The following is an 18,547-nucleotide window of genomic DNA, read 5'->3' as shown; positions in this document are numbered from 1 at the left end:
TGTGTAAGGCCAAAGAGTTCTAGCTGGGAGTCTATTAGAGTCTGGCATGGCCGAGCTCTGAAGGTGTCTGAGGAGAAGAGTGATGAATCACTAAAGATTATTACCTTTATTTTCATCGACGGGTAAAAAGATGTCAATAATTCGTAAGATATAGTTCTTGTAAATTAACAATTTTTAACCATTCTAAACTTTTTTAAGTAAAATTACAATCATTACATGAAATTAAAAAAAAGCAAACGGCAGCGAATGCTGATCGTTTGCTTTTAGAATCTTATTCTATTCGACGGTGAGAATTCGCGGAGATGTGGCTCTGACTACTTTGGAAGCTCCCCATGATCCGAAGCCTACTGCTAAGAAGCTTAACAGTACAGCAGTCCCGATTCCTCCCCAATTCATAATGAGCGGCATTTTAACAATCCCGTAATCCGACAAAATATAATTCAGCAGAACGGGCAGTCCGTATAGGCCCAGCGGTATGCCTGCCAACGCCCCGACTGCGGACAGGGCCAGCGTACCCGACGTAACTGCGGACCGTATCTCTCTGGATGTCATCCCGATTGACTTGTAAATTCCATATGTTTTCTGTTCCTTACGGATGTTGATGCGGCATATGCTGTAGACGATAACCAGGGTCACGATGACGAACAGCAGACCCATAATCGTCATGGGAAGTACAAGTACAGCTACAGCTTGAGAGAACACCTGCTTCACGAGTGATTCGTGAGTGGCTGCCCATACGGCACTGCCGAATTTGCCTTCCACTTCTTGAACAAAGCTGTCGGGAGAAGTACCGGGCTGGAGATTAATGAAGTACGCGTCCATAGCATCAAAGTCAGGCTGGATGCTGCGTACCGCCTCTACCGGTACCCGGGCGGAATAAGACATATTTGCAATTGCCTGATAGATACCCGTAAGGGTCAGCGTTGTTTTCTCGCCCTGAATATAGACGTCCAGCGAATCGCCGACGGATTTGTTAAGCGTCCGGGCCACATTGACTCCGACGGCGATTTCGTTCGGCCCGGCGGGATTGCGCCCTTCCAGATTAACGACTCCGATATCGTCATATTTGCCCTCTACAACGGACATGATTACACTTAACGAATCTTCGCCAGGCTTGGAATTACCTGCAGAGCCTACTGGCAGCACACCGTTAATCTCCCCCAGACGACTGTGGTTCTTAATTCTGGGATCGGCCAGGACATCCTGCTCAAACTCCTTGTTCGATACCTGCAAGTTATTGTCGATTCTTAGCGAGACATCCGAGGAATCGTATCCCCAAGAAGCAATAGTCGTGTTCATGGACACAATGCTGAAGATAAAGACAAATCCGAAGATAAGCACGGCAGTCGTCGAAGCCGAGATCAGCGCCATCAGCAGCGAGCCCCGGGTATTCTTCATTACTCCTCTGAGCCCGATCGAGACCGGAATCGGGAGGCGGTCAAACCCGAACAGCCTGCCGCTGGACGTCTTCATCCGAAGCGTCATTTTAGCAGAATCCTTCTCCGACATACCGAAACGGATGGCCTGAACCGGCTGGATGGAGCGGGCTTTATTCGAGAAGAAGTACGCCGCCGCAATTACGGTAGCGATGATCAGCAGTCCGACGATAACCGCCGATGCCCCGAACTCAATCCCGATTCCTGAATCCGGTGTCCTCAGATAAGACAGGGACATCTCCACAACGGTCCGCGAGAAGAAATAACTGAGCACGATGCCCGGCACAACTGCGACAACAGCCAGCAGCGCGTACTGAATGACATAAATCCCGACGGTTTTTCCCGAAGTGAAGCCCATCGATTTCAACACCCCGATCGTCTTGTAATTCGATAAGATCGCGTCGGAGATAGTGAATCCAACCGTGTAGAGGGCTACGATGATCATAAACACGGCCAGGAAAATCATGATGAAGCCGATCATTTTATTCGTAATCATATAGAAAGACGATAAACTTTCAAATCTCGACACCGATTCCAGATAAGGTGTGCCCAGTTTCTTCTCGAAAGCCGCCCAATAAGAAGCGCTCTGGCTGTAGTTATCGAATCTAAGCCCCATCATGTGCCGGTCTTTCCCCTCCATGACGGACAGACTCTGTTTATAGTCCTGAGTGTTCATCCAGATTCTCGATGTAGAGGTGAACGGTGAACTGTAAGGAATATCGACTACCACGGCAGATACCTGGAGCTGCAGGGTTTCGGCATCTTTCTGGAACGAAAGCGTATCTCCGACATTGATCTTGTTCGCGTAAGCGAGGGAAGTCGGAATCCAAATCGTTCCGGCTTGCGGAACCGGCGATTGGCTGCCCTGCACAAAGACAAGCTGATCGACAGCCATCGGCCTGGCCGGTGTATCCATCATAAACAAATCCGTATTGGGATAGGCCTTGTCACCATGGGAATAGCCTGCTATATAGCGGTATCGCATCATTTCGGATGCGGTCACGCCCGACTGCTTCTCCCACCATTCGTGAACAACAGCCGGATCATGCAGTCCTTCCTCTAGCCTCAGAAGTTCATGCGAGCCGTTGACCCGGTTGTGAAAATCGGAGTAAATACTCCCCGTATTGTTCATGACCACAATTGCTGTCGAGAACAGCAAGGAAGCAAGCATGATGATCAGGCCGATAAATACCGTCTGGACTTTCTTCCTCTTTAAATTGGATAAGCAAAGCAGCCAAATGGGATACATCGTCCGTCACTCCTTTCCCGAGACAAAGGCATAAATCATTTTCTCGCGGGCGTCTATGTTCTCTTCCCGGAATTTATCCAGTTCGAGAATACCCGCAATGCGGCCGTCTTTTACGACAATGAGCCGGTCGGCTCTGCAAGCCGCCTTCAGATCATGCGTCACCATCACAACGGACTGGCCCTGCTGATTCATCCCGGTCAGAATGTCGAGAATCGCCGTTCCCTGCTCCTGGCTTAGTGCACCGGTAGGCTCATCGGCAAAAATAATTTCCGGGGAATTAATGAGTGCGCGGGCTATGGCCGCTCTCTGCTGCTGTCCGCCGGATACCTGGGACGGCAGCCTGTTCTTCTGGCCGTCTATGCCCATTTTTTTCATCAGCGACAAAGCTTTTCCCTTCACTTCGCTCTTGCTGAAGCCCGCCACATATCCCGGAAAAGCGATATTCTCGAAAAGTGTCAAATCCGGTACGAGATTGATCGACTGGTATACATAACCGATTTGTTTAGCGCGAAAATGAGCCAAGTCCGTCTCGGAATAATCATCAATCCGCTTGCCCTTGAAATAAATCTCTCCCGAGGTCACACTGTCGAGTCCGCTCAGCATGTACAGCAGGGTGGACTTACCGGACCCGGAGCTGCCCATAATAACGGTAAAGTCACCTTCGTAAAGCTCCAGATTGATATCTTTAGCGGCATGGAAGAGTTCGGTCCCGGTCGCATACGTTTTTCTTAAACCGGAGCAATTCAAAATTACATTTTTATTAACAACTTGCAGCATTATTCATTACCTCCTTAAAATGGATACACTTAGACGCACGACGCCCATTTCCGGCATTTCTCACAACAAGAAGGTAGCTAATAACGGATCGGTTTAACTGTCACTTGCAGATTCAGCTGGTTCAGGGGTTTAAACGATTGAGGTAGATTTGGCAGGCTGTTAGCCGTATTGTGAGTAGGAAATACGTTAGGAGGTATAAAAATTTCTATTCGTTCAGCAAACTTACATCACCGCTGTCGGATCGCAATTCTACTAAAGGACCGGCACTTCCTGCCGATTCCGGCAGCGTCACTTTCTTTACTCCGCTATCGGTCTGCAGGTTCGTACTCAGGGACGCAGGAGCTGTACTCGTCTGGACGGTAATATGACCGGTATCTGTAACGACGGTGATCGGACCGGCGATCTCCTTCAACCGGAGGGTCACATTACCAGTGTCCGATTTGACATCGAACTGGCCGCTTGGCACATCTGCATCGATGCTGCCCGTATCGCTGCTGAAGGCAAATTGACCGGATCGGATGTTGTGGACCCGGATCGGATCCGTATCGGTTTTGACTTCCAGCAGCTCTACTCCCGTATTTGCCGGGATCGCTACCGAAAGCTTGATTTTACTGTACAAGTCGAACACTCTCAGTCCGCCCTTTTCTTTGAATTCGACTGTCAGCACACCGTTATTCTTGACGGCCGTCAGCTCATAATCCTTTTCCCATTTGCGTGTAGCCTTGCCGTTCATCTGAACCTGGATTTCATTCCCGTCTGCAGGTATAACCTCGATCTCCCCGATATGGGACTCGACCTTCACTTCCCGTAATCCATCGGTGCTTACGCTCTGCTTCTGATTCAATTCAACGAGATTAAAAGGGGACTGGCCCATAGAGAACAGAATGACGTTACCGATTATGGCAATACCGATCAACGACCCCGCGAGAATGAATAGCTTTCTAACCGACATTCTTGTATCTCCTTTCCACCATTTGAAGATTGTAGTTCAAATAGCGTACCGTTTGTCTGAAGTACCATTTCGTAAGTTGGAACAGACCCAGAATCAGGATGATTCCGAGCCCGATGTAGCCCAGCATCAGGAATAAATCACTGAGCAGGGATACCGCAAATCCGTGCTGGATAAGCATAATGACCGGCGATCCGAGCAATGCCAGTGCCAGCAGATAGCAGCAGCCGAGCAGGAAGAGGCTCCCGAGGAACGGCACCAGCACCAGCACCAGATTGAAGGTGCCCAGAGCTGCCGTAGCAAGCGCCGCTTTGGTGACCGTGGCGAGCGTTGGCGATAGTCCCGCCTTGCGGACCTGCAGCTGGGCCAGCACTTCTCTGGCGATTAGTTTCGGCTGGCCGAGACCATGAGCCGTTTCTTCCTCCGAGCGGCCCCGGTAAGCGGCATGTTCGAAATGGGCTTCATAATCGCCCAAAATTTCATCTTGTTCGAGTTGAGGCAGAGACTTCAGGTAACGGGCCAATTCGCGCAAGTAGGTTTCTTTATTCACCGGATTGTCCCTCCTCAATCATTTCCTCCACGCCTTTGGCAAATAGCCGCCACTCCGCAATCTGCTCGCTCATGACTACGTGTCCTTGCTCTGTGAGCTTGTAATATTTGCGAGGCGGCCCTTCCGTGGATTCTTTGAGATAAGAAGAGAACAAACCGTCAAGCGTCAATCTGCGCAATAGCGGATAGATGGTCCCTTCCGCAATTTCGAACCTGCGGGAGATGTGCTCCACCAGTTCATATCCATAACGGTCCTGCCGTGCCGTCAATACGAGTACACACAGCTCCAGGACGCCTTTCTTGAATTGTACATTCATGGTTATTCACCATCACTTTGCTTGGTACTAATTATTGCAAGGTACCATGTAAAGCTATGGTAGCATAATATGGAAAACTTTACAAGGTACGGAATGAGCCCCTTTTTCAACCTCAATAAAGGACTCCCATGGTCCATGCGGCAGCCGTTCTGAACGGGGACGGAACCAGGAAGCCGGTTTACGTTTAAAAGGAAATCCGGGATCTATCATTTGGAAACATTTCCTGAATTGATACGTCTTCATCTTTAGTTTCCCTTCCCTAATCCTCTTCTGGGAGTGATTCCATTGAAAAAGTTTGTATCCGGCATGATTGCCGGAATCGGTATTTCCGCCTGCACGATTGTTTTCGCATCCCCAAGCCTGCAAGCTAAAAACAGCGGTGCGACCCAGACCATTGAGAAATTAAGCCGTTATACGAGATGGGACTACGACTTAACAGCCCGGCAGATTAAAGACGGCTTCTAGCAGCTATGAAAAGCCCGGAAGAGAACACTCAGCGAAGTGTTCTCTTCCGGGCTTTTTTGACAGGGAAATGGCACTCAAGAAGGCCGCTTATCCACATAGCCTCCCCCTTGATAAGAGGTCTCGTCTTGCTTGATCTTCTTCTTGCGCCGCCGGGCGTCTTCCAGAAGCTCGGAAGCGTCATCCTGGGGTTCATAACCGATCATCTGCTTCAAATAGCCGATATCGTAATAATTCCCCGAGTTGTTAGACGTGCCGTACAAACACAAAAATTTGATCGAAGAATCCGCCTCGATACAGCGTACGGCCAACTGCACCATATCCCGGGAGGAAATCCAAATATGAGCGGACCGCTCGGAATGAGGCCGGTCGTCTCCCGGGAAATTCCCGATCCTCATATTAATGGACGAAATATTATGCTTATCGGCATAAAGCCTGCCAAGCAGTTCAATGTAACATTTGCTCAAGCCGTAGAAACTGTCAGGCCGGTAGGGATCGGTTACCTCCACATCCTCACCAACCTTGTAATAGCCTGTCGCATGATTGGAGCTGGCGAAAATAACCCGTTTGACGCCATTCTTACGCGCAGCCTCGTATACGTGATAAGCGCCCGCTACATTGACGGGCAGTACTTTGCCCAGAAAATCCTCATCGTCCTCGGCCCATGCAATGTGCAGCAGCGTATGCACGCCTTTGGTCAATTCCTCCAGCCTGACAGGGTCGTTGATATCCAGTGGAACAATCCCCTTCTTCTCATCCGCCTCAATATCCGCTCCCAACACTTCGTACTTCCTTATTCCGCGCAGTCCGTCCATAATGGCCTGCCCGATAATGCCGGAAGCACCGGTTATCAGAATTTTCCGCTTCACAGTAATCTCTCCTCTATCCCCAATATATAGACTCTCATCTCCTGACAAGAAGCTGTAATAACCGACGATTTCCAGATCCATCTGTATAAATTTACCCTTCCAGTTAAATCTGTAATCTCTTATTCTTTCTTTTTGTACAGTTTGGTAAGTACAGGCGGGGTTACCCGAACCGCTCTGTCTGTCGGCATAGAAAAACCCGGCTGCCTCCGGCACCGGGTTCACTTATAGCGATTATTCAGCTGACAGCTAATACAATCATTCCGATTCCGCCTGCCTCCAGAACGCCTGCTTCCAGCCTTCTGACGTGCTCCACGCCGAATAGAATCTTCCATTCGCCAAGCTCCGGCAGGTAGAGAGTGGTATCTCCCTCTCCCGCGTGATACAGCACGTACAGATGCGCTGCCGCATCGCCACCCGCATGATCCCGCAGGGTGTAGGCAATGCAGTGCCCGGCTGCATGCTCAAAGTACAGCCTGCTGCGAATCTCCTCCGCGCTTCTCATCCGGAAAGCAGGATGCCCGGCCCGCAGCGCAATCAGCGCTTTCAGATAGGCCACATCATCCTGCCGCTCGAAGCACCGCTCCCAGTCGATCCGGTTAATCTCATCCGGCGAATTGTAGCTGTTCTCGACTCCGTTCTTGGTCCGCATGAACTCCTGCCCGGCATGTAGGAACGGAATTCCCTGGCTCGTCAGTACGATCGCGGACGCAAGCCGGTGCATCTGCCTGCGCACCTCATCCGGCCGTTCTCCGGCCGATAGGCTAATTCCATCCCACAGTGTCCGGTTGTCATGACACTCCGCAAAATTCACACATTGCCCCGGCTCCTGGGCAAAGAGCTTCATGCCTTCGTGATAAGGAATGCCTCCCACAATACCCAGTTTTACCCCGAACGCGGCATGCGTATCGCCGCCGATAAACCCCCGGCTCCACTGCGCGTCAAAAATATTCCCTTTGACCGCGTCTCTGAGCACATCATTAAATTGGCCGATCCGGGGCAGCCGGGCCGACTGCTGCTGATTGGCTCTATCCGGCCAAGGAAGCTCGGTCTCCATGATCCAGCCTTCCCCTATCAGAATCATAGAAGGGTCTATCTCATCCAGCTTCATGCGGATTTCCGTCATCGTGCCGACATCGAGAAGTCCCATCAGATCGAAGCGGAAACCGTCCATCCGGTATTCCTTCGCCCAGTAGAGTACGGAATCGAGAATGAATTTCCGCACCATTCGTCTTTCCGAGGCCATTTCGTTGCCGCAGAAAGACCCGTCGGAGAGGGTGCCGTCACTTTTATAGCGGAAATAGTAGCCTGGGACAAGCTTCGTCAAATTAGCGCGGTAAGCGTCATACATATGGTTATAAACCACATCCATAATCACCCGCAGTCCCCGGCTGTGGAGCGCAGCGATGAGCTCTTTCAATTCCCGGATACGGGCGGCCGGATCATAGGGGTCCGTCGCGTAGGAGCCTTCCGGCACATTGTAATTCTTGGGATCGTATCCCCAGTTATACTGGCCGTTCTCCAGGCGGGTCTCATCTACGCTTTCCGTGCTGAAATCGTATACCGGCATAAGCTGCACATGCGTAACGCCAAGATCCGCCAGATAATCAAGACCCGTCTTAATCCCTCCGGGTCCACGTGTACCCGGTTCACTTAAACCGAGAAATTTCCCTTTATGGGCGGCACCACTTGCCGGATGAACCGTAAAGTCACGAATATTCACTTCGTATATAACGGCATCGACGGCAGATGCCGGTTCCGGTCCTGCGCCCCGCAGCCCTCCGTCTGTCTTTAGCCAATCAGAAGGGTTCGTCCGGGACAGGTCAATCAAGTATCCCCGGTCTCCGTTGACGCCGACCGCTCTCGCATAAGGATCCACCGCTTCATTCCATTGTTCGCCGATCCGGACCCGGTACGTATAATAAAGGCCTTCGAGGTCCCCGGGGACAGTCACTGCCCAAGTTCCTTTTACAGACCGTTCCATAGCCACAATCTGCTGCGGTTCCCCCTGCCAGCTCTCATAGAGCACCAGGAAGGCCTCGAATGCCGTCGGCGCCCATAGCCGGAAGCCGGTCCGATCCGGTGCATACCGCGCACCCAGGTCATCCCCGTCGTAATAAAAAGCATCGTCAAACTGCTCTGAAAACACTGAAATCCCCGCGGAAGCAGCCCGATCTCCATAGTCAATGGCGTAGTCCGGTTCCTTCTGAACAGCCATAGGCTCACACCCTTTTTTAAATTTTAGAGCTGTATACGTTTATAACCGGTTTTTAATAAAACGATTACATCTTTATTGTTGACAAAACGGGAGCTGAATTTCCATCTTTTACGCAAAAAAAGACGTACTACAAGAGTACGCCTTTTACTTTAGACAGTCAAAAACAAGCTTGCTGCGGCACGAACAAACCGCCTGCAACCGGGTTCACTCTCTCGTCCGGAAGCTGCCGGATTATTCGAGAAAGTCCTTGAGTCGCTTGCTGCGGCTCGGATGTCTCAGCTTACGGAGCGCCTTCGCTTCGATCTGGCGAATCCGTTCGCGGGTCACGCCGAAGACTTGACCGACTTCCTCCAGCGTACGGGTACGCCCGTCGTCAAGCCCGAAACGCAGACGCAGCACGTTCTCTTCCCGCTCAGTGAGCGTATCGAGCACGTCCTCCAGCTGCGTCTTGAGCAGCTCGAATGCTGCCGCGTCCGCCGGTGCCAGCGCGTCCTGATCCTCAATGAAGTCGCCCAGATTCGTGTCGCTTTCTTCGCCGACGGGCGTTTCGAGCGACACCGGTTCTTGAGCGATCTTCATAATCTCGCGAACCTTCTCCGGACTGAGCTCCATCAAAGCGGCAATCTCTTCAGGCGCGGGCTCCCGTCCGAGTTCCTGGAGGAGTTCTCTGGAAACGCGGTTCAGTTTGTTGATCGTCTCAACCATATGTACGGGAATACGAATCGTCCGGGCCTGATCCGCAATAGAGCGGGTGATTGCCTGGCGGATCCACCATGTCGCATAGGTGCTGAATTTGAAGCCTTTCGTATGATCGAACTTCTCTACGGCTTTCATCAGCCCCATATTGCCTTCCTGGATCAGATCCAGGAAAAGCATGCCGCGCCCAACGTAGCGCCTGGCAATACTCACAACAAGCCTGAGATTGGCCTCTGCCAGTCTCTGCTTGGCTTGTTCGTCCCCTTGTTCAATCCTCTTTGCCGTATCCACTTCTTCCTCGGCGGTGAGAAGTCCGACACGTCCGATTTCCTTTAAATACATGCGTACAGGGTCATCAATCTTGATGCCTGCAGGCAGAGAGAGATCATCCACTACTTCATCCTGCTCCCGAGATTCGCCCGCTGCGCCCCCTCTGCTTTGCCCGGTGAACGCCTTGTTCACCGATCCCAGCACAGCTTCGATCTCTATTCCCGTCGCTTGATCCTTCGCCATTCGTTCAGCTCCCTGCTTCCTGAAATCGGGCCCAGCCTGCTTCCAGCAAGCTATTCTATACGCTAACCTGTGTTGATAAGCCCGCAGGTGATGCTTCCATCCCTCATAATACCTTACAAAGTATAAGTATTGACGCTAGTGTAAAATTATGATATATTTAAAATACCTATACAAAATTGAGCACATGTAATTTTAACATAAAAACTGTTTTTTTTCAAGACCCTTTTGCGTTAATTCGCGAGAGGGTCTTATTTTTATACGAACCGTTAATTCTACCACCTATCCGTCAAAATAGCAAAGATTGTATTTCCTTTGAATTCCTCCCTTTTCCCCTTCTTCCCTATTCTTCTCGCTGCCTATTTCATTTTAACGTTCCTGTCCAGCCTAAGGTTTCGGCCTATATGGATAAATGCTGTTTACTAATGGAATTTTCTGTGACAAAGAGGCAAAAACAGTCCTTTTCTATAACCTTTATTCGTCATGTTATATTGAAGGATAACTTTCCGGTGCGTTAGAATAGTCATAAAACGTATCTCCATAAAGGATGAATCTCTCTTGTCTCCCATGACTTCTTACTTGCAACCGTCCGTTGCCCGCGCGGTTTTTGACGAATCCCATATACGCCATCTCCTGCTGCGGATCCGCTTCATTTCGATTCTGCTCATTTTGACTTATCCCTACTATTTTTATATCGACTTTGTCCAGCTGAGAGATTTTCCTTTCTCCGGTTACCGTCTCGGATCTATCCTGATTCATAGCGCCAGCCTTCCCGTGTCCGTACTCTTTCTCGGTTTATATCGGTTCTACAGCAGGAAGCCTTCTTTTAAAAAAATGATCGGACCTGTTCTTATCACCCATTTGTATGCCGGCTATTATATAGGGATCGGTGCAGTCTCTTCGATTAACAGCCAGAGTCTGACAGGAAACGTGGATGCGTATATTATCATTTTGCTCAGCACAGCTATAATCCTTCCTCTCAAGCCCAGGAATTTTCTGTTCCTCCTGCTCTCTGTTCATCCTTTGTTCCTGATTGTCCTTTTCCTGACCAGTGACGATAAGTATACGTTGTTAAGCAAACAGACCAACACGACGGCAACGGCGGTCATCGCTTTCTTTATCGTCTGTACCTTCTATCATTTCCGGCAAAAAGATTTCACCCATACCGAGATGCTCCATAAGCAGGAGGAAAGTCTGCGGAAGCTGTTTGCCGTAAATCCGTATCCGCTTGTTCTATCCAGAATCCGCGATGACAAAATCCTGCTGCTCAACGCCAAAGCAGCCGAGTATTATCACATTCATTCCGACAATGTATCTACAATCGACGCCGGAATTACTTATCGCAGCCGGGCCGATCAACAGGCTATTATGGAAGAGCTGTCGCGCACGGGCAGCATCCAGAATCATATTTGCCAGCTTACTCTGCCTCAGCAGACTACCAAATGGGCCATGATAAACTATGAGCAGATCGAGTTTGAGAATGAAAGCTGTATACTCGCGGGAATTACCGATATTACGGAGCTGAAAAAGGTCGAAATCGAGCTCACTAAACATGCCTCAACCGATGCGATGACCGGGGTTCTGAACAGAAGACACGGTCTTGCCCTTCTTCAAGAAGAACTGCTGCAGGCCAAGGAACTGGGATCCGAATTCGTCGTCTGCTTCGTCGATATCAACAACCTTAAGGAGGTCAACGACCGATACGGGCATGCCGAAGGGGATCAGCTGATTCACGCGGCTTGCCGGGTGATGCAAAGCGGCATTGACCCCCAAGATTACCTATTCCGCTATGGCGGCGATGAGTTTGTAATCGTTTTCCATAGAAGCCTGGCTGATGTCCGTCTAATATGGCGCCGGATCCGCGGTGAGATCAGAAAGCTGAATCAGTTTCACAGGCAGCCGTTCACCTTATCTCTAAGCCATGGCTTGTTCTTATTTCAATCCAGCATGGAAGTGACGGTGGACGATATCATCCACGCAGCAGACTCTGAAATGTACAAAGCCAAGCGTCTGTACAAGAACAATCTATAAACCCTGCATCATGTACAAATCCCCCGGGCAGCTCAACAGGAGAAGAGCTGCCCGGGGGATTTGCCGTTTATTTAAACCGTTTGATGGCATCTTCCATGATTTCGTCGTTGATGGCGCCCTGGTACTTTTCCCGGATCACGCCTTGCTTGTCCACAATATAGGTGGTCGGATAGGCAACGATCTGATACTTCTTCGAGACTGCGCCTTCTTCATCCAGCACGATAGGAAAAGTCAGCCCGTAATTGTCTGCAAACTCATGGACTGCCGCAGGTTTTTCTTCGGTGTGGGTCAGGTTCACCGCCAGGAATACGACATTCTTATCGTTGTACTTGTCATGAACTTTCTGCATATGAGGCATTTCTGCCCGGCACGGCGGGCACCATGTCGCCCAGAAGTTCACAAACACCGTTTTGCCGCGGTATTCGGACAGTTTAACGGGATTACCGGCCAGGTCTGTCAAGGCGAAGTCAGGAGCAATCTGGCCTTTCTGGATTCCTTCCTTCCTATTGGACACATCGACCCGGGCTCCCGGGGAAAGCTCTTCATTCTTAGAATTGTAGTAGTCGTAGAAACCATATGCGATCAGGCCGGCAAGGATCAACATTCCGAGTATGCTTTTCTTCATCCCTCTCTCTCCTTTCGCTTACAAGGTTACGCCAAAAAAGGTGAAACGGGCCAGATAGGCGCTTATTCTCTGCAGCTGACCGGTAAAAAGCAGCGCCCCCATAACGATGAAAATCCATCCGTTGATAATTGTCAGAAGCGGCAGCCAGCGGTTGATCTTCTTCAGAAACTTAACGGACCAGGTAATCATTAAAGAAATAATCAGGAAGGGAATTCCCATTCCGATTGAATAAATCAGCAGCATGAGCGCCCCGCTCCACATCGTATCCGATGATCCGGCCAGCAGCAGAATGCCGGAGAGAGCGAGACCGACGCAGGGCGTCCAGCCCGTACCGAAAGCAAGTCCGACCATGAAAGAAACGAAATTACCGCCTCCTCCCTGCCGCTTGCCTTCCCAGTTCTTCTGGCCCATAAGAATCCGGAAATTAAGAAGACCTGCCATCTGCAAGCCGAAGACGACGATAAGCAGCCCGCTCAGTTTACTGATCAGCTCGCGATATTCGGCAAAAAATCGCCCTAGCAGCGAAGCGGAAGTCCCCATTGCAATAAACACAGCGCTGAATCCGGCAATGAAAAACAGGGAACGGATCAGCAGCAGTTTTTTATTAACATCAATCCGGCCTCCCTCGACGCTCGCTCCCGTCAAATGGGAGACATACGCAGGTACGAGCGGAAACACACACGGCGACATAAAGGAAAGCACTCCCGCTGCGAATGCGACCCATAAAGTTATGTTATCCATTCCATCCTCCTAACGATCTTCATCCGGTTTTCTCATCATGATCAGGATGCCGGCTGCCGCAAGCAGAAGCAGCAGCTGTTCCTTGCTGAATGAGAGCAGTACCGGTTCACGGACTGTTACCGTGAACAGAATGGCCGTCTGCCCGAGACTAAGCCACAGGCCCCGGCTTAGAAGACTCTTATTCACCGGCGACAGTCTGCCTCCCACCAGTGATAGGAGCAGCGCACCGGCTAGTGCCGCCTGGAGCACATAAGGGAGCAGCTGCTCCGGCTGCAGCCAAGCCTGCAGAACGGAGTACACCGTCCAGCCTGCCAGCAGACCTGCGGCCATAGCGGGAGCGGCAGCCTGGAAGCTGTGCTTCCGTCTGGCAATCCGGGCCCACATATAGCCCCCTGCAGCCGCCCATGCCAGCCAGATGCCTTTTTCACCCGCTGTAAAATAAAGAAGGGACATCGGATAACGGATCACGCTGAGAGGATCGAATACGAGTACGCTTCCTTTCCAGACGAGAATCCAGATAAGAAATGCATTTTCAAGTGATGAGAAGACAGCTCCCCTGTCCGGATCTTTCTTCAAATAAAGCCGCACGGCCAGCAGGGCCGCAATCCCGAACAGCAAATATAGCACGATTTGCATATTCAAGAGAAAAGGACCTATTTTCATCGTTTGCAAGCTGCCTCTCCTCCTTTCATATCCTTGAGGCGAATACGGGTATACCCGCCTGATCAAGGGCGTCCCACTGGAGATCAGTATAGCCGGGGATTGTTAAGTTTCTATAAAGTTACCTGAATTAAAGTTACCGGAGTTTCTTCGTATTCAATATAGAAGGCAAATCTCGCTTGCTCTATAGGGAGGCATCTGAATGAAGAACCTCTGGCGCAAGACGGCAGATCCATAAATAGCCGGCCTGTTTAATAAGAAACAAAACGATACCCCATTCCGCGGATCGTCTCAATAAAATCCGCTGTCTCTGCGTTTGGGGCTGCGTCTACAAGTTTCTCCCTCAGTTTACTTACATGGACGTCGACTGTCCGCTCTATAACCAGCTTTGTATGATTCGGATAAAGCTCGCTCAGTATTTGCTCTCGGGTCACGATCTGATTCGGATGCTTCATGAAATAATAGAGCAGATGAAATTCATGCAGCGTCAGCGGAAGCAGCTTTCCTTTGTATTTGGCTTCCCTGCGGTGCAGCTTGGCCGTCAGGCCCCGGAAGCTGATTTTCCCGCACCTCTCCGAAGTCCGCCGAAGCACGGTCCCGACTCTGGCAACCAGTTCAGCCGGGCTAAAAGGCTTGGTGACGTAGTCATCCGCGCCCATCTGCAGCCCTCTGATCCGGTCCTTCTCTTCCGCTTTACCCGTCAGGATCAGGATCGGAATGTCGCTGCGGCAGTCCGATCTGATCGTGCGGCACAGCTCCTCTCCAGAGAGCCCCGGCAGCATCAGATCCAGAATGACGAAGCAGGGGTCATGGCTCTCGAACAGCTGCAGACCTTCTTCCTCGTCGGCCGCTTCCTGCACGTCGTAACCCGCTTTTTCCAGATAAAGCTTAACAAGATGTCTGATTTGACGGTCATCTTCCACGATTAAGACAGATTTACCTATAGGTTTCAAAGGACGATCTTCCTTTCCAGATGCCGATTCCGGGCGGAGATTTACGAATAGAAACCATGAATCCCTTGGTAGACGGATTGTAGGAGTATTCAAACCCGGTCAAGTTTGCACAATCTGTTGTAAGAATAATCACAGTCTGTATCAATATATCATGATATTATGATACAGAGTCATTACCCTATCAAATGACAACCGGAAAAGGTGAATTTATATGGAGCAATATCAGACGAATGCGGAACTGCTCAAAGCTCTAAGCCATCCAGTCCGCCTATGCATCGTGAAAGGTCTTGCGGACAAAGGAGACTGCAAGGTCAGCGATATGCAGCAATGTCTGAAGCTGCAGCAGTCCACGCTATCAATGCATCTGCAGAAACTTCGGGCCGCCGGAATTATAGAGGGCTCGCGCAGGGGCCTCGAAGTCTTCTACCGGCTGAAGCAGGAGAAAGTGAAAGAACTGCTGGACATTTTATTCTAATTATAACGGTCTTAACCGGACAACGGAGGGGTTCTTTATGAGCAAAAAAGTAATTATTATCGGAGGCGTTGCGGGGGGAGCATCTGCAGCTGCGCGCCTGCGCCGACTGGACGAGACGGCAGAAATTATTATGCTGGAGCGCGGCGAGCACATTTCTTTTGCCAACTGCGGCCTGCCTTACTATATCGGCGGAACCATTAAAGAACGGTCCAAGCTGCTTGTACAGACGCCGGAAATGATGAAGAAACGGTTCAATATCGATGTACGGACCCGCAGCGAGGCGGTTTCCGTCAACACCGCGGCCCGGACCGTCACGGTGCACAGTGCGGAGCAGGGCACCTATGAAGAGACTTTCGATCAGCTGATCCTCTCGCCGGGAGCGAAGCCTATCCGCCCTAAGATTCCAGGGATCGGGCATCCCCGGATCACTACACTTCGCAGCATACCCGACACCGACCGGATCAAGGCTCTCGTCGATGAAGAGCAGGTCCGCCGGGTCACCGTCATCGGTGGCGGATTTATCGGCGTCGAGATGACCGAGGTGCTGCGGGAGAGGGGGCTAGACGTAACCCTGGTTGAGGCGGCGCCCCACCTCCTGGCTCCTTTCGACGCCGACATGGTGACCCTGGCGGAGAAGGAGCTGGAGGACCACGGCGTCCGCCTCATCCTCGGCACCTCCGTGGAAGCTTTCCGCGCGGCGGAAGACGGCGGACTCCACGTGGAACTATCCGGCCGGGAAGCCATACCCGCGGATCTGGTGATCCTGTCGATCGGCGTCGTACCGGAGACCGCCTTCCTGAAGGACACCGGGATCGAGCTTGGGCCGCGCGGTCATATCCGGGTCGACGCGCACATGCGGACCACCGCTGACGGCATCTACGCTGTCGGCGATGCCGTCGAGGTCGCTGACTTCGTCAGCGGCAGCCCGGTGGCCATCCCGCTTGCGGGTCCGGCCAACAAGCAGGGGCGGATTGCCGCGGACCATCTCTGCGGTATGAATTCACACTACAGGGGCTCGCAAGGGACGAGCATCCTCAAAGTGTTCGGTCTGACCGGGGCTTCCACCGGTATGAATGAACGCGCGCTGGCCAAGGCAGGCACACCGTATCATACGGTCACGGTGCATCCCGGCTCCCACGCCGGCTACTATCCCGGCGCTTCCCCCATCACGCTCAAGCTGATCTTTGACCGGGAAGGGGCCATCTTGGGAGCGCAGGCTTTCGGACGCGGCGGCACCGACAAGCGCATCGACGTGATCGCGGCCGTCATGCGCCTCAAAGGCACCGTGTACGATCTCGCCGAGCTTGAGCTCGCCTATGCGCCACCTTATTCATCGGCTAAGGACCCGGTGAATATGGCCGGCTTCGTCGCGGTGAATGCGCTGCAGGGCCTGTCGCCGGTCATCACGGCGGCCCAGCTTGCCGGCGAAGGATTACCCGAAGAGGCGCTGCTCATCGACGTGCGTACGCCCGGCGAATTCGCCAAAGGCTGCATACCGGGTGCAGTCAACATCCCGGTGGATGATCTGCGCGGCCGGCTTGACGAACTGGACCGTTCCAGAGAGATCGTCGTGTACTGCCAGGTGGGCCTGCGGGGTTATACGGCGTCCCGCATTCTCATTCAGAACGGCTTCTCTGTGCTGAATCTGACAGGCGGCTACAGATCGTATGAGATTGCCGGTTACAGGCCGGCAGGCTCATAGAGCGCCTCTGGCAGAGCACAGTGTTGGGAGAGCGGACTCTGATCGAGAGTTCTGCTCAGGGGCTCTGCTCAGGGGCTCTGCTCGGTGACTGCTCCAGGGGGCGATCCCAGCCCGGATAACCACGACTCGGGCCGCTGTAATCTCTCCGGATGAGGCCGCGCTCAATTCCGGTCCATCCATCCTTCGTCCATCTGGCGCCAGACCCGCAGCACGCACACGAAGCTTCAAGCGCCGCAGAGCCCCCTGATGCGGCCGTTCCTTGCCGGCGCATAGCTTGTCTGATTTTCTGCACCGCCGATTCCACACAAAAAGCCTGCAAACTCTGCTCCCCGGGAGCTTTGTTTGCAGGCTGATTTATTTCTAGCCTAACTTTTTACACGATAATGGGATTGGAATTTCCACGCCGCGGAACCTTATTTAAAGGAAGCAAAGCCCTCATCCGCCATCACTACGCTGCCGTTAATCGCGCTGGCTTCATCCAGGGAAACAAGGTAAACCGTATCCGCTACCTGCTCAGGCTGCGTTAATTTGTTGCCGATGACTTTGGCTTTCATGGAATCGATCAGACCGCTGTCCTTATAACCCTGAATAATCGGTGTATCTACTGCTCCGGGAGCCACGCCCACGACACGAATGCCATATTCGGCCAGATCAAGTGCCGCCGACTTGGTCATCATGTTAACCGCACCTTTGGTTGCATGATAAGCATAAGTTCCAGGCGATGCCAAGATTCCAAAGACAGAAGTCGTATTAATGATCACGCCTTTGATGCCCAGCTCACGCATTTTTCTGCCGGCCGCCACAATTCCGTGCGTAACCCCATGCAGATTCACATTGATAACCGCGTGGTAGTCTTCCATCTTCTGATCCAAGACCGGTGTAAGGCGTCCGATTCCCGCATTGTTGAACATCACGTCAATTCTCCCGAAAGTATCGACCGCTTTTTGTACGAGCGCCTCTACGTCTTCGAATTTAGTCACGTCTGTTTGGACGAAGATCGCTTCTCCGCCTTCCGCTTTGATCGCTTCCACAACTTCATTTCCCGCCTGTTCATTAAAATCAGCTACCACGACCTGATCGCCTTTGCGGGCAAATTTCAGACACGTTTGTTTACCGATTCCGCTAGCTCCACCTGTAATGACTGCCACTCTTTTATTAGCCATTTAAGATTCCTCCTAAAATTTCTTTTGTAAAAAGAGACTTTTGTAAGAAGTTCCGCTTTGGAACTGCTTTGACTTCTATAGTTCCCATTGTACCCGTACACTAAATTAAATAAAATTTATAACTAATTAAAAATAGTTAAGTTATACTTAATATAAAGAGGTGACTCC

The 18,547-nt window shown here is 51.5% G+C and carries 18 protein-coding genes; 4 read left to right on the top strand and 14 right to left on the bottom strand.

What is annotated here, in order from left to right:
* Positions 1-276: 276 nt before the first annotated feature.
* The 5 genes from EDM21_RS04500 to EDM21_RS04480 form a co-directional block, all read right to left on the bottom strand.
* Positions 277-2,685, bottom strand: a complete 2,409-nt coding sequence (locus EDM21_RS04500; RefSeq protein ID WP_157333268.1) for an ABC transporter permease — start codon at positions 2,683-2,685, stop codon at positions 277-279.
* Between the two features lie 6 nt (positions 2,686-2,691).
* A complete protein-coding gene (locus EDM21_RS04495) occupies positions 2,692-3,462 on the bottom strand; it encodes an ABC transporter ATP-binding protein (RefSeq protein WP_157333266.1) in 771 nt (256 codons plus the stop codon).
* A gap of 205 nt (positions 3,463-3,667) precedes the next feature.
* On the bottom strand, positions 3,668-4,414 hold the full coding sequence (locus EDM21_RS04490; RefSeq protein WP_157333264.1) for a DUF4097 family beta strand repeat-containing protein: 747 nt from the start codon (positions 4,412-4,414) through the stop codon (positions 3,668-3,670).
* Positions 4,404-4,961 carry an HAAS signaling domain-containing protein gene (locus EDM21_RS04485; protein ID WP_157333262.1) on the bottom strand — a complete coding sequence of 186 codons (558 nt, stop codon included), beginning with the start codon at positions 4,959-4,961 and terminating at the stop codon, positions 4,404-4,406. The genes EDM21_RS04490 and EDM21_RS04485 overlap by 11 nt, the downstream gene beginning before the upstream one ends.
* Complete coding sequence (locus EDM21_RS04480; RefSeq protein WP_157333261.1) at positions 4,954-5,277, bottom strand: PadR family transcriptional regulator; 324 nt, start codon at positions 5,275-5,277, stop codon at positions 4,954-4,956. Before EDM21_RS04480 ends, EDM21_RS04485 begins: the two co-directional genes overlap by 8 nt.
* A gap of 285 nt (positions 5,278-5,562) precedes the next feature.
* Between EDM21_RS04480 and EDM21_RS04475 the strand changes: the two genes are divergently transcribed.
* On the top strand, positions 5,563-5,742 hold the full coding sequence (locus tag EDM21_RS04475; protein WP_157333260.1) for a hypothetical protein: 180 nt from the start codon (positions 5,563-5,565) through the stop codon (positions 5,740-5,742).
* A gap of 74 nt (positions 5,743-5,816) precedes the next feature.
* Here EDM21_RS04475 and EDM21_RS04470 read toward each other — a convergent pair whose 3' ends face one another.
* The 3 genes from EDM21_RS04470 to rpoD form a co-directional block, all read right to left on the bottom strand.
* Positions 5,817-6,608 carry an NAD-dependent epimerase/dehydratase family protein gene (locus EDM21_RS04470; RefSeq protein ID WP_166541820.1) on the bottom strand — a complete coding sequence of 264 codons (792 nt, stop codon included), beginning with the start codon at positions 6,606-6,608 and terminating at the stop codon, positions 5,817-5,819.
* 235 nt (positions 6,609-6,843) lie between these two features.
* Positions 6,844-8,823 carry a type I pullulanase gene (gene pulA / locus EDM21_RS04465; protein ID WP_157333258.1) on the bottom strand — a complete coding sequence of 660 codons (1,980 nt, stop codon included), beginning with the start codon at positions 8,821-8,823 and terminating at the stop codon, positions 6,844-6,846.
* 231 nt (positions 8,824-9,054) lie between these two features.
* The gene (gene rpoD / locus EDM21_RS04460; RefSeq protein WP_235918024.1) at positions 9,055-10,032 is read right to left on the bottom strand and encodes an RNA polymerase sigma factor RpoD; all 978 of its coding nucleotides are present in this window, start codon (positions 10,030-10,032) and stop codon (positions 9,055-9,057) included.
* A 564-nt stretch (positions 10,033-10,596) separates the two neighbouring features.
* Here rpoD and EDM21_RS04455 point away from each other — a divergent pair.
* On the top strand, positions 10,597-12,060 hold the full coding sequence (locus EDM21_RS04455) for a sensor domain-containing diguanylate cyclase (protein ID WP_157333804.1): 1,464 nt from the start codon (positions 10,597-10,599) through the stop codon (positions 12,058-12,060).
* 67 nt (positions 12,061-12,127) lie between these two features.
* On the opposite strand, the gene EDM21_RS04450 is transcribed toward EDM21_RS04455, so the two are convergent.
* From EDM21_RS04450 to EDM21_RS04435, 4 genes are all read right to left on the bottom strand, one after another.
* Complete coding sequence (locus tag EDM21_RS04450; RefSeq protein WP_157333257.1) at positions 12,128-12,685, bottom strand: TlpA family protein disulfide reductase; 558 nt, start codon at positions 12,683-12,685, stop codon at positions 12,128-12,130.
* Between the two features lie 18 nt (positions 12,686-12,703).
* Positions 12,704-13,426 (bottom strand): cytochrome c biogenesis CcdA family protein, encoded by a 723-nt coding sequence (locus EDM21_RS04445; protein WP_157333256.1) that lies wholly within the window; start codon positions 13,424-13,426, stop codon positions 12,704-12,706.
* Between the two features lie 9 nt (positions 13,427-13,435).
* Complete coding sequence (locus tag EDM21_RS04440; RefSeq protein ID WP_157333255.1) at positions 13,436-14,098, bottom strand: hypothetical protein; 663 nt, start codon at positions 14,096-14,098, stop codon at positions 13,436-13,438.
* A 239-nt stretch (positions 14,099-14,337) separates the two neighbouring features.
* A complete protein-coding gene (locus EDM21_RS04435) occupies positions 14,338-15,039 on the bottom strand; it encodes a response regulator transcription factor (protein ID WP_157333254.1) in 702 nt (233 codons plus the stop codon).
* 211 nt (positions 15,040-15,250) lie between these two features.
* Here EDM21_RS04435 and EDM21_RS04430 point away from each other — a divergent pair, with 211 nt between their 5' ends.
* Positions 15,251-15,514 (top strand): ArsR/SmtB family transcription factor, encoded by a 264-nt coding sequence (locus tag EDM21_RS04430; RefSeq protein WP_157333253.1) that lies wholly within the window; start codon positions 15,251-15,253, stop codon positions 15,512-15,514.
* A gap of 37 nt (positions 15,515-15,551) precedes the next feature.
* Positions 15,552-17,216, top strand: a complete 1,665-nt coding sequence (locus tag EDM21_RS04425) for an FAD-dependent oxidoreductase (RefSeq protein WP_157333251.1) — start codon at positions 15,552-15,554, stop codon at positions 17,214-17,216.
* Positions 17,217-17,271: 55 nt separating this feature from the next.
* On the opposite strand, the gene EDM21_RS04420 is transcribed toward EDM21_RS04425, so the two are convergent.
* Positions 17,272-17,520, bottom strand: a complete 249-nt coding sequence (locus EDM21_RS04420; protein WP_157333249.1) for a hypothetical protein — start codon at positions 17,518-17,520, stop codon at positions 17,272-17,274.
* Between the two features lie 109 nt (positions 17,521-17,629).
* A complete protein-coding gene (locus tag EDM21_RS04415; RefSeq protein WP_068776255.1) occupies positions 17,630-18,379 on the bottom strand; it encodes an SDR family NAD(P)-dependent oxidoreductase in 750 nt (249 codons plus the stop codon).
* Positions 18,380-18,547 lie beyond the last annotated feature (168 nt).

This window comes from Paenibacillus lutrae (assembly GCF_009757775.1).
Taxonomy (GTDB): domain Bacteria; phylum Bacillota; class Bacilli; order Paenibacillales; family NBRC-103111; genus Paenibacillus_F; species Paenibacillus_F lutrae.
The sequence above is the reverse complement of the archived record's forward strand: the minus strand, read 5'-3'. Positions and strand labels throughout refer to the sequence as shown.